This is a genomic window from Amycolatopsis tucumanensis (assembly GCF_021654135.1).
Taxonomy (GTDB): Bacteria; Actinomycetota; Actinomycetes; order Mycobacteriales; family Pseudonocardiaceae; genus Amycolatopsis_E; species Amycolatopsis_E tucumanensis.
The window spans coordinates 1-11395 of the sequence record NZ_JAKGSD010000102.1; the positions used below are offsets into that span (position 1 = coordinate 1).

Below are 11395 nucleotides of genomic sequence, written 5' to 3' on the forward strand. Positions count from 1 at the left end.
AACAATCCACATCGCCGCCATCAACGAGTGGCTACGCCATTGAAACAGGCCCTAGACGCCGCCGGGGAAACCCTGCTGCCGCCAGGCCTCGAACACCGCGATGGCGGCGGTGTTGGCCAGGTTGAGCGAGCGGACGCCCGGCTTCATCGGCACGCGCACGCGGTCGGTGACCTGCGGGGCGTCCTGCACCTCGGCGGGCAGCCCGGACGATTCGGGCCCGAACAGCAGCACGTCGCCCGGCTGGTACGCCACCTCGGTGTACCACCGGGTGGCGCCGGCGCTGAACGCGTACACGTTCGCCGGCAGCAGCGCCTTCCACGCGCTGTCCAGGTCCGGGTGCACGTGCACGTCGGCCAGGTCGTGGTAGTCCAGCCCGGCGCGGCGCAGGTGCTTGTCCTCGAACCGGAAGCCCAGCGGCTCGACGAGGTGCAGCTGGCAGCCCGAGTTGGCCGCGAGCCGGATCGCGTTGCCCGTGTTGGGCGGGATCTCCGGCTGGTAGAAGAGAATCCGGAACATTCGAGTTGATCGTTTCCGTTCACCTGTGGTTCGCCCGTCCGGACGCTGACGGCCATGTCCGGCCGTGAGCATCCTGGTGCTCCCATCCCACCACAGGAGGACCTCACATGGTCGTGCGCCCGAACCACCTGTCCCGCCGCCGGTTCCTCGGCTTCAGCGGGGCGGGAGCCGCGGCGGTGCTGCTCGGCACCGGCGCCTGGACGGCGGCGAATGCCTACGCCAGCCCCGTCAAGGGGACCAACCCGTTCACGCTCGGCGTCGCCTCCGGCGACCCGGCCCCCGACGGAGTCGTGCTGTGGACCCGGCTCGCCCCGGAACCGTTCGCCGCCGACGACGCGGGCGGGATGCCCGCGGTCCCGGTCCGGGTCGAGTACGAGGTGGCCCACGACGAGCGGTTCCGCGCCGTGGTGCGGCGGGGCAGCGCGATCGCCACCCCCGAGCTGGGCCACTCGGTGCACCCGGAGATCTCCGGCCTGGCGCCCGACCACGAGTACTTCTACCGGTTCCGCGTCGGCGGCGAGATCTCGATGGTCGGCCGCACCCGCACCGCCCCGGCGCTGTGGTCGTCGCCGCGGGAGCTGAACTTCGCGTTCGCCTCGTGCCAGGCCTGGCAGGACGGCTACTACACCGCCTACGAGCACATGGCCGCCGAGGACCTGGACTTCGTCGTGCACCTCGGCGACTACCTGTACGAGTCCGGCGTGGGCACCAACAAGCGCGGCGTGACCGTCGAGGACAAGTTCAAGACCGAGACCTTCGACCTCGCCCGCTACCGCCTGCAGTACGCGCTCTACAAGGCGGAGGCGCCGCTGCAGGCCGCACACGCCCGCTTCCCCTGGATCCACACCATCGACGACCACGAGGTCGAGAACAACTGGGCCGGCGACATCTCGCAGGCCGACACCGAGCCCGACCAGGACCCGGCCGTGTTCCGGCAGCGGCGGGCGCAGGCGTTCCAGGCCAACTACGAGAACCTGCCCTACCGGCACACGCAGATGCCGTCCGGGCCGAACGTGCGGCTGCACCGCCGCCTGTCCTACGGGCAGCTGGCCGAGATCACCATGCTGGACACCCGCCAGTACCGCGACGACCAGCCCTGCGGCGACGGCAACTCGGCCACCTGCACCGAGCGGCTCGACCCGGAGCGCACCCTGCTCGGCCCGCAGCAGCGGGAGTGGCTCATCGACGGGTTCTCCCGGTCGAAGGCGCGCTGGCAGGTGCTGGGCAACCAGGCGCCGATGGGCCAGACCGACCGCGACCCGGGCACGCCGGTGGACGTGTGGCTGGACCCGTGGGACGGCTACGTCGCCGAGCGCAACAAGGTGCTGGCCGCGGCCCAGGACCGGGACGTGCGCAACCTGGTCGTGATCACCGGCGACCGGCACCAGAACTACGCCTGGGACCTCAAGCGCGACTACGCCGACCCGGGCTCGGCCACCGTCGGCAGCGAGTTCGTCGGCACCTCGATCACCAGCGGCGGCGACGGCGCGGACATGAACACCGAAGGCACGAACTTCCTCGCGGCCAACCCGCACATGAAGTTCTTCAACGCCCAGCGCGGCTACGTGCGGGTGAACGTCAACCGGCAGCGCTGGCGCAGCGACTTCCGGGTCGTGCCGTACGTGACGAAGCCGGGCGCGCCGATCAGCACGCGCGCCAGCTACGTCGTGGAGGACCGGCGCCCGGGCGTTCAGGAGGCCTGAGCGGGCCGCCGGGCCAGGACGAACGCCTGCGGGGCCGTTTCGGGGAACGGCCCCGCTTCGTCCGGTGCGCGCTCCAGCCGGGCGCGCACCTCGAACCCGGCCTCGGTGAGCAGGGCGGCCACCTCGTCCACGCGGCGCTGGTGGAAGTCCAGGCTCACCCGGTGCCCACCGACCTCGTCCCGGTGCACGGGCTCGTCGCCGACCCCGAACGCCAGCTGCAGCCAGCCGCCGGGCGCGAGGACCCGGCGGAACCCGGCGAGCACCGCGGGCAGCGTGTCCGGCGGGACGTGGATGATCGAGTACCAGGCCACGAGCCCGCCGAGGCTGCCGTCGGGGAGGTCGAGCGCGGTCATCGACCCGACCTCGAAGCGGACGCCCGGGTGGGTGCGCCGGGCCACGGCGACCATCTCTGGGGACAGGTCGATGCCGAACGCGTCCACGCCCAGGCCCCGCAGGTGCGCCGTGATGCGGCCGGAGCCGCAGCCGACGTCGGCCACCGGACCGCCGGCGAGTTCGGCGAACGCGGCGAGCACGGCGCGGTCGAGCGGTTTGACCGCCAGCTCGTCGCGGATCCACTCGGCGAACTCGCCGGCGATGGCGTCGTAGGCCGCGCGGGTGTCCCGCACGAAGGCGGGTTCGCTCACGTGTGGGCCAGCAGCTTGGCGCGCACGTCCTCCGGCGGCGCGGCCTTGGCCAGGGTCCGGGCGTCGACGAACACGTAGCGGTTCGTGCCGGTCGCGATCAGGTCGTCGCCGCGGCGGACGGTGAACGCCAGGATCATCGAGGTCGTGCCGAGGTGGTCGATCGCGACCTCGACGACCAGTTCGTCGTCGAACCGGCTCGGCGCGCGGTACCGCAGGTTCGACTCGGCCACCACGCAGTCCACGCCCTGGTCGCGCAGCGCGTCGTAGGAGCCGAAGATCGCCTTGAAGAACTCGAACGAGGCCATGTCGAAGTAGGCCAGGTAGTGGGCGTTGAAGACGATGCCCTGCGGATCGCACTCGTGGAAGCGGACGCGCAGCGGCATGGCCACGACCGGCGGGCGGGACTGGGTCACCGGTGCTCCTTCCTCGCTCAGCCGTGCAACGCGCGGTAGGTCGCCACGGCTCCGGGGTGCAGGGGAACGGTACCGGTTCCGATCAGCGAACGTACATCGAGAAACTGGGTCGCCACGGCCTGCGCGGGCACCAGCTGGGCGGCCCGCTGCACGAGGACGCGGGTGACCGCGGCGGCCACGTCGGCGGGCAGGTCCGGGCGGCAGACGAGCAGGCTCGCCACGCCGATGGTGTCGACCTCGGGGGAGCGGTAGGCGCCGGCGGGCACGCGCACGGCTTCCTGGCCGGGGCCGCGCAACGCCGGGAGGTAGGGGGCCAGCGGCAGCAGGCGGATGCCGATTTCATTGTCCAAGATGGACAGAACTGGCAGCGGGACGCCGCCGGAGACGAGCATCGCGTCGATCCGGCCCTGGCGGAGGGCCTCGCCGGCCTCGAGCATCGGCAGGTGCCGGTCGACGATCGCGACCCCGGCCGCGGCGAAGAGCCGCTCGCCGAGGACGGCCGCGCCGGAGCGGGGCGCGCTGAGGGAGACGGTGCGCCCGGCGAGGCCGGCGACCGAGGTGATGGGGGAGTCGGCGCGGACGGCGAGCTGGAGGTAGTTCTCGTAGACGCGGCCGAGCGCGCACAGCTCGATGCGGCGGCCGAAGGGGGCCGCGCCATCGGTGGCGGCGCCCGCGATGTCGGCCAGGCTGAGGGCGAGCTCGGCCGCGCCGGCGTCGAGCATCTCCAGGTTGGCGACGCTGGCCTCGGTCGGCAGCGCGACGGTGTGCAGGCGGGGGTGGGCGGCGTTCAGCTCCGCGGCGAGGAGCTGGCCGAAGGCGAGGTAGAACCCGGCTTCCTCCCCGGTGGCGATGCGCAGCGTTCCCGCGGGCCCGCCGGGACGGGGCGGGGCGTCGGCCCCGAGGAGGGCCCCGGTGGCCGCGACGGCGATCCCGGCGCGGAGCAGGCTGCGGCGGCTGGTCATGGCGCGGCTCCGCTGGGGCGGCGGTTGGGGGTGGCACTTCCGGGAGCAAGACCGCGCGCCGGCGGCGGCACGACTCCGGCCCGGCCGGTGGCCGGGAGTGTGGTTTGGGTGGTCATGCGGCCCCGCCCGGGGCACCCGTGCGGCGCGCGCCGCGGACCCTGCTGACCGCCGCGAGGCGGCGCGTTCCGCCGCGCGAGGCAGGCTGCGGGTGGCGCGTCGCGCCCGGCGGCAGGCGCGGGAAGTGCGGTGAGTGCCGCCGTGCGGCGAGATTCGCCTGCGGCGGCCCGTAGGCTGCCGGGAATGGTTGGCCTGGCGGCAAGTCGCGGGGTGCCACGCCGTGTCGCGGCCGCGGTGGCCAGTGCACCATCGTGGTCGGCCTCGGCATGTTGACCGTGGCGGGCATCGGCGGGCAGCGTGCTCACGACGCACCCACCTCCACGCGAGGCAGCAGCACCCGCACCACCAAGCCGTGCGGCTCCGCGGCCCGGAGTTCGATCCGGCCGCCCCGGCCCGCCGTCAGGCGCTCGGCGATGGCCAGGCCCAGGCCCGTTCCGGGCAGGTTCCGGTGCCGTTCGGCGCGCCAGAACCGTGCCTGCGCCTGCGCCAGCTCCTCCGCGGACAGCCCGGGCCCGGCATCCGCCACCGACACGACCACCCACGCGCCCTCGGCCTCGCACGAGACCGTGACCTCCGTGCCCGGCGCGTACTTCAGCGCGTTGTCCAGCAGCACGTCGAGCACCTGCGCCAGCTCGGCCTCCGTCGCCGCCGCGTGGGCCGGGCTGCCGGTGAAGCGCAACGACACCCCGGCCCGCTCCGCGGCGGGCTGCCACAGGTGCACCTGCGCCTCCGCCACGGCCGCCGCCTCACACGAGGCGCCCTCGCCGGACACGGCCAGCTCACCCGCCCGGTGCTCGGCCGCCGCCAGCGTCAGCAGGTCGTCCAGCAGGGCCTCCAGGCGGTCCAGCTCCCCGACCGCGCCCTCGTACGTCCGCGCGGCCGACGCGGGCAGCGACGACCCGAGCGCGTCGACCCGCAACCGCAGCGCCGTCATCGGGTTGCGCATCTGGTGCGAGGTGTCCGCGACCAGCCGCCGCTGCTGGTCCAGCGCCGCCGTGACCGTGTCCGACATCCGGTTGAAACCCGCCGTCAGCTGCCGCAGCTCGGGCGGCCCGGCCAGGTCCGCGTGCACCGGCCGCAGCCCCGCGGTCAGGTCGCCCACCGCGCGGTCCAGCCGCCGCATCGGGCCCAGCACCCACCGCGTCGCCCCGAGCGCGAGCCCGGCACCGGCCAGCGTCACCAGCGCCGCCCCGGCCAGGACCGCGAACCAGCTGCGGCCCACGTCCGCCGCGGCCGCCGCCACCGACGCCCGCAGCACCACCGCTCCCGACACCTTCGTGCCCGTCCCGGCCGGCCGTGCCAGCAGCACCGGCGTCCGCGACCACGGCCGCACGGTCGCCGCGGGCTGGCTCGGCTGGTTCCGCAACGCGGCGTCGACCAGCTCCGCCACCACCGGGTCCGACGCGCTCAGCCCACCGGTCTCGGCCACCGGCGCGCGCCGGGTGGTGACCACCACGATCCCCTCGCCGTACAGCTCGGTGTACCGCGTCACCTCGGCCCGCAGCGCCGATGCGTCACCCGCGGCGACCGCCTGGTCGGCCAGCGCCGCGAACCGGTCCAGGTCCGCGGTCCGCGCGAGCAGCAGCTGCTGGGTGCGCTCGGTGGCGGTCACGGTCAGCAGCGGCAGCGCGAACCCCGCGGTCGCGAGCACGACGAAGGCCAGCAGGACGGCCAGGACCCGGGTGCGCACCTACGCGCCCAGCCGGTAGCCGAACCCGCGGATCGTGGTCAGCAGCTCCGGCCGCCGCAGCTTCGCCCGCAGCTGCGTCAGGTGCACGTCCAGCGACCGCGACACCGCCACGTACGCGTCGCCCCACACCTCGTCCATCAGCTGCTGCCTGCTCACCGCCGTGCCCGCCCGCCGCGCCAGCGCCGCCAGCACGGCGAACTCCTTCGCGGTCAGCTCGACCTCCGCGCCGCCCACCACGACCCGCCGCGCGCCCAGGTCCACCTCGATGTCGCCGACGACGACCACCTGCGGTTCCGGCCGCGCGGCCGCGGCCCGCCGGGTCACCGCCTCGATCCGGGCCAGCAGCTCGCTCAGCCGCACCGGTTTGACCAGGTAGTCGTCCGCGCCGAGCCGCAGCCCGCGCACCACCGACCGTTCGTCGCCGCGGGCGGTGAGCACGATGACCGGCAGCGTGCTCACCGCCCGCAGCTTGCGCAGCACTTCCAGGCCGTCCAGGTCGGGCAGGCCGAGGTCGAGCAGGGCCAGGTCGGCGTCCCGGTGGGCGAGCAGCGCGTCCTCGCCGCGCCGCACGCGGGTGGGCTGGTGGCCGTGCGCGCCGAGGGAGTCGACGAGGGCATCGGCCACCCCGTCGTCGTCCTCGACCAGCAACACGCGCACGGCCCTACACACTACGACCGGTCCATCGCCGAGTCCTTGCTGGTGTCCCGCATCCGCACGTAGATGACCAGCGAGGCGAACACGACCGCGGTGACGTACCAGAAGAACAGCGACTCGTGCCCGGCCTGCTTGAACCACAGCGCGATGTACTCGGCGGTGCCGCCGAACACGGCGACCGCGACCGAGTAGGGCAGTCCGACGCCCAGCGCGCGGATGTTGGTCGGGAACAGCTCGGCCTTCACCACCGCGCTGATCGAGGTGTAGAGCGCGCTGATCGCCAGCGGCACCACCATCAGCACGAACGCGAACACCGGGTTGCGCGTGTGCGCCAGCAGCGTCAGCGACGGCACGGTCACCAGCGTGCCCAGCACCCCGAACCCGATCAGCAGCGGACGGCGGCCCACCCGGTCGGACAGCGCCCCGTACAGCGGCTGCAGCAGCACGAACACCACCAGCGCGAAGAAGTTGATCCACGCCGCGTTCGGCTTGCTGATGCCGCTGGTGTTGACCATGAACTTCTGCAGGTAGGTCGTGTAGGTGTAGAAGAACAGCGTGCCGCCCATGGTCAGGCCGACCACGAGGGCGACCTCCTTGGGGTGCTTGGCGAGCGCCTTGAGCGTGCCGTGCGCGGCGCGGTCGCGGTCGGCCTTGGCGGCCTCGAAGTCGGCCGACTCGTCCATGCCGCGGCGCAGCCAGAACACGATCAGCGCGCCGATCGCGCCGATGCCGAACGCGATCCGCCAGCCCCAGCTGTCCAGCTGCTCGGTGGTCAGCACCTGCTGCAGCAGGATCTGCACCGCGAGCGCGACCAGCTGGCCCGCGATCAGCGTGACGTACTGGTAGCTGGAGTAGTAGCCGCGCTTGCCGCGCGTGGCGACCTCCGACATGTAGGTCGCCGAGGTGGAGTACTCGCCGCCGACCGAGATGCCCTGCAGCAGCCGCGCCAGCACCAGCAGCAGCGGCGCGGCGATGCCGATCGAGGCGTAGCCCGGCGTCAGCGCGATCAGCAGCGAGCCCGCGGCCATCAGGCTGACCGACAGAGTCAGCGCCGAGCGCCGCCCGAAGCGGTCGGCGTAGCGGCCGAGCAGCCAGCCGCCGAGCGGCCGCATCAGGAACCCGACCGCGAACACGCCCGCGGTGTTGAGCAGCTGCGCGGTCGAGTCGCCCTTCGGGAAGAAGGTGGCGGCGAAGTACACGCTGAACGCGGTGTAGGCGTACCAGTCGTACCACTCGATCAGGTTGCCGACCGAGCCGCGGAGGATGTTGCTCACCACGCGGCGCCCGGCGCGCCGGTCCGCCCCGGCGTCGATGCCAGTCGTCATCAGGAACTCCCTTGTCTCATGACCGCGGACCACGTTCGGTGGCGGGGGCCACCGCGGACAAGGGAGTGCGCGCAGACCTAACAGTCCCTTAAGCCGGCACGCCTCGTGACCGGGCTCACCGGGTTACTTCCAGGTAGTGGGCCGGGCGGTGCTGCCCCGCCTCCGGGCCGCCGGATAACCTCACCGGGCAACTGAGGGAACTCGAACGAGGAGTGTCACGTGGGACGGTCCGTACTGGTCACCGGCGGCAACCGCGGCATCGGCCTGGCCATCGCCCGGGGCCTCGCCGAGGCCGGGCACCAGGTGGCGGTGACGCACCGCGGGTCCGGCGCGCCGGAGGGCCTGTTCGGCGTGCAGGCCGACGTCACCGACAGCGAGCAGGTCGACGCGGCGTTCAAGCAGGTCGAGGAGCACCAGGGCCCGGTCGAGGTGGTCGTGTCCAACGCCGGCATCACCGACGACACGCTGCTCATGCGGATGAGCGAGGACCAGTTCACCCGGGTCGTCGACGCCAACCTCACCGGCGCCTACCGGGTCGCCAAGCGCGCCTCGCGCGGCATGCTGCGCGGCAAGTGGGGCCGGTTCATCTTCATCTCGTCCGTGGTGGGCCTCTCCGGCGGCGCCGGGCAGGTCAACTACGCCGCGAGCAAGGCCGGCCTGGTCGGCATGGCGCGGTCGCTGGCCCGCGAGCTGGGCTCGCGCAACATCACCGCGAACGTGGTGGCGCCCGGGTTCATCGTCACCGACATGACGAACGCGCTGACCGACGACCAGCGCAACGCGGCGCTGAACCAGATCCCGGCGGGGCGCTACGGCGACACCGCGGACATCGCCGCCGCGGTGCGCTTCCTGGCCTCCGACGAGGCGGGTTACATCAACGGCGCCGTGCTGCCGGTCGACGGCGGCCTCGGCATGGGCCACTGACCCTCTTCTCCCGAACCGACACCGAAAGGACTGGCGTGGCCGGACTTCTGGAAGGTAAGCGACTGCTGATCACCGGGGTGATCACCGACGGCTCGATCGCGTTCCACGCGGCGAAGGCCGCGCAGGAGCAGGGCGCGAAGGTCGTGCTCACCGGTTTCGGCCGGCTTTCGCTGGTGGAGCGCATCGCCAAGCGCCTGCCGGAGGAGGCGCCGGTGATCGAGCTGGACGTGCAGAACACCGAGCACCTGGACACGCTGGCCGACCGCGTGCGGGAGCACGTCGACGGCCTGGACGGGGTGCTGCACTCGATCGGCTTCGCGCCGCAGTCCTGCCTCGGCGCGCCGTTCCTGGACGCCCCGAAGGAGGACGTCTCGGTCGCGGTCGAGGTCTCGGCGTACTCGTTCATGTCGCTGACCAAGGCGCTGCTGCCGCTGCTGTCGCGGGGTTCTTCGGTGGTCGGCATGGACTTCGACGCCCGCGTGGCGTGGCCTGCCTACAACTGGATGGGCGTGGCGAAGGCGGCGCTGGAGTCGGTCAACCGGTACCTGGCGCGGGACCTGGGCCCGCAGGGCATCCGGGTGAACCTGGTGGCGGCGGGCCCGGTGAAGACCATGGCCGCCAAGTCCATCCCGGGCTTCGGCGAGCTGGAGGGCGGCTGGGGCGACCGCGCCCCGCTGGGCTGGGACGCCGAGGACCCGACGCCGGTCGCGAAGACCATCTGCGCCGTGCTGTCGGACTGGCTGCCTGCCACCACCGGCTCGATGATCTGGGTCGACGGCGGGGTGCACGCGCTCGGACTCTGACCCCTGAGCGGGCGTGAAGGCGGCCACAGCGGCAGAATCTCTTACCGTGAGTTACGACGCGCTGCTGTGGCTGTCCTTCGGCGGTCCGGAGGGACCGGACGACGTCATGCCGTTCCTGGAGAACGTGACCCGGGGACGGGGGGTGCCGCGCGAACGCCTCCTCGAGGTCGCGGAGCACTACCAGCACTTCGGTGGCGTGTCGCCGATCAACCGGCTCAACCGCGAGGCGATCGCCGCGGTGGAGAAGGAGCTGGCCGCGCAGGGCATCGACCTGCCGGTGTACTTCGGCAACCGCAACTGGGAGCCGATGGTGGAGGACACCGTCGCCCGTATGAAGGCCGACGGGGTGCGCCGCGCGCTGGTGTTCCCGACCAGCGCCTACGGTGGTTATTCGGCGTGCCGCCAGTACGACGAGGACATCGAGCGGGCCCGCGCCGCCGTCGGTGCGGGCGCGCCGGAACTGGTGAAGCTGCGGCACTTCTTCGACCACCCGCTGTTCGTCGGCGCCTTCGCCGACGCGCTGCGCGCCGCGCTGGAGCAGGTGCCCGGCGCGCGGGTCGTGTTCACCGCGCACTCGGTGCCGGAGAGCGCGGACAAGGCCGCCGGGCCGCCGGAGGAGGGCGGGCGGCGTTACTCGCGGCAGATCCACGAAGCCGCGCGCCTGGTGGCCGCGCAGGCCGGGGTCGCCGAGTACGACGTGGTGTGGCAGTCGCGGTCCGGGCCGCCGCAGGTGCCGTGGCTGGAGCCGGACATCGTCGACCACATCGACGCGCTGCACGCTGCTGGTGTCCAGGGCGTCGTCGTGTGCCCGGTCGGGTTCGTCTCCGACCACCTCGAAGTGATCTGGGACCTGGACAACGAGGCCGCCGAGCGCGCCGCCGAGCACGGCATGGGCTTCGCCCGCGCGGCGACGCCGAACGGCGACCCGCGGTTCGCGGAGCTGGTGGTGGAGCTGGTGCGCGAGCACCTGGCGCAGGCGCCGGTGCGGAAGCTGTCGGACTTCCCGCCGGCCGGCTGCACCGTGAACGGCGCGCCGTGCGCGGTCGGGTGCTGCGAGCCGGTGAAGCGCCCGGCCCGCTGAGTCAGCCCGCGGCGACCTCGTCGAGGACTTCCCGCGCCCGGTCCAGCGCGGTGTGCCAGCCGCCCGGGTCGGGCCGGGGGAAGACGTACTCCAGCTCGACGTCGCCGAAGGTGCGCGTGAGGTAGCGCTCGTCCCAGTGCGCGGGCTGCCAGTAGGCCTCGATGCGGGTCACGTCGCCCGCCTCGACGCCGTGGTCCGCCGAGACCCGTTCCCAGGCCTGGCGGAAGGCGTCGACGGCCTGCGCGGGCGCGGACTCGGCGAAGACCGCGCCCGCGCCGGTGGTGAACGAGATGAGGTTGCGGGCCGGGTCCACGTAGTCCATGAGGTTCCCCCTGCGGTCCGGACTGGAGACGCGGTGATCAAACCATGGACCGCTCCGGCGCGCTCGTCGGCCGGGCGCTGATCCACCAGGCGCGCGGGCCGCACGCCACCAGCGAGCGTCCTGAGTGGACAGCACGCGAGAGCGGGTCCGTCAGCTGTGCAGCGCCTCGGCGACGGTGGGGCGGACGTCGAGCACCTCGGTGAGCCCGGTGATCTCCAGCGGCCGCAGCACGCGCTGGTCG

At 73.1% G+C, this 11395-nt stretch carries 12 protein-coding genes; 4 read left to right on the forward strand and 8 right to left on the reverse strand.

Going from position 1 to position 11395, the window contains the following annotated elements:
• Positions 1-51: 51 nt before the first annotated feature.
• Positions 52-516 (reverse strand): tRNA (cytidine(34)-2'-O)-methyltransferase, encoded by a 465-nt coding sequence (locus L2C96_RS43290; RefSeq protein WP_020418445.1) that lies wholly within the window; start codon positions 514-516, stop codon positions 52-54.
• Positions 517-623: 107 nt separating this feature from the next.
• Here L2C96_RS43290 and L2C96_RS43295 point away from each other — a divergent pair, with 107 nt between their 5' ends.
• Positions 624-2219, forward strand: a complete 1596-nt coding sequence (locus L2C96_RS43295; protein ID WP_237340207.1) for an alkaline phosphatase D family protein — start codon at positions 624-626, stop codon at positions 2217-2219.
• Here the strand turns inward: L2C96_RS43295 and L2C96_RS43300 are convergent.
• The 6 genes from L2C96_RS43300 to L2C96_RS43325 form a co-directional block, all read right to left on the reverse strand.
• Positions 2207-2863, reverse strand: a complete 657-nt coding sequence (locus L2C96_RS43300) for a class I SAM-dependent DNA methyltransferase (RefSeq protein WP_237340208.1) — start codon at positions 2861-2863, stop codon at positions 2207-2209. The two genes, L2C96_RS43295 and L2C96_RS43300, sit on opposite strands and share 13 nt — an antisense overlap.
• On the reverse strand, positions 2860-3276 hold the full coding sequence (locus tag L2C96_RS43305) for an acyl-CoA thioesterase (RefSeq protein ID WP_020418443.1): 417 nt from the start codon (positions 3274-3276) through the stop codon (positions 2860-2862). The genes L2C96_RS43300 and L2C96_RS43305 overlap by 4 nt, the downstream gene beginning before the upstream one ends.
• Before the next feature lie 17 nt (positions 3277-3293).
• Positions 3294-4238, reverse strand: coding sequence for a TAXI family TRAP transporter solute-binding subunit (locus tag L2C96_RS43310; protein WP_237340209.1), 945 nt, complete (start codon positions 4236-4238; stop codon positions 3294-3296).
• A 418-nt stretch (positions 4239-4656) separates the two neighbouring features.
• Entirely contained in the window at positions 4657-6045 is a 1389-nt protein-coding gene (locus tag L2C96_RS43315; protein ID WP_237340210.1) for a sensor histidine kinase, read from the reverse strand.
• On the reverse strand, positions 6046-6702 hold the full coding sequence (locus L2C96_RS43320) for a response regulator transcription factor (RefSeq protein ID WP_020418440.1): 657 nt from the start codon (positions 6700-6702) through the stop codon (positions 6046-6048). It abuts the gene before it with no gap.
• 11 nt (positions 6703-6713) lie between these two features.
• Complete coding sequence (locus tag L2C96_RS43325; RefSeq protein WP_237340211.1) at positions 6714-8024, reverse strand: MFS transporter; 1311 nt, start codon at positions 8022-8024, stop codon at positions 6714-6716.
• Positions 8025-8243: 219 nt separating this feature from the next.
• On the opposite strand from L2C96_RS43325, the gene fabG reads away from it, so the two are divergent.
• Genes fabG through L2C96_RS43340 form a run of 3 tightly spaced genes read left to right on the forward strand, consistent with a single transcriptional unit; the run spans position 8244 to position 10832 of the window.
• Complete coding sequence (gene fabG, locus L2C96_RS43330) at positions 8244-8948, forward strand: beta-ketoacyl-ACP reductase (RefSeq protein ID WP_020418438.1); 705 nt, start codon at positions 8244-8246, stop codon at positions 8946-8948.
• 35 nt (positions 8949-8983) lie between these two features.
• Positions 8984-9751: an enoyl-ACP reductase FabI gene (gene fabI, locus L2C96_RS43335; RefSeq protein WP_020418437.1), complete on the forward strand. Its 768-nt coding sequence runs from the start codon at positions 8984-8986 to the stop codon at positions 9749-9751.
• A gap of 46 nt (positions 9752-9797) precedes the next feature.
• The gene (locus tag L2C96_RS43340; protein ID WP_237340212.1) at positions 9798-10832 is read left to right on the forward strand and encodes a ferrochelatase; all 1035 of its coding nucleotides are present in this window, start codon (positions 9798-9800) and stop codon (positions 10830-10832) included.
• A gap of 1 nt (position 10833) precedes the next feature.
• On the opposite strand, the gene L2C96_RS43345 is transcribed toward L2C96_RS43340, so the two are convergent.
• On the reverse strand, positions 10834-11154 hold the full coding sequence (locus tag L2C96_RS43345; RefSeq protein WP_020418435.1) for a hypothetical protein: 321 nt from the start codon (positions 11152-11154) through the stop codon (positions 10834-10836).
• Positions 11155-11395: the final 241 nt, after the last annotated feature.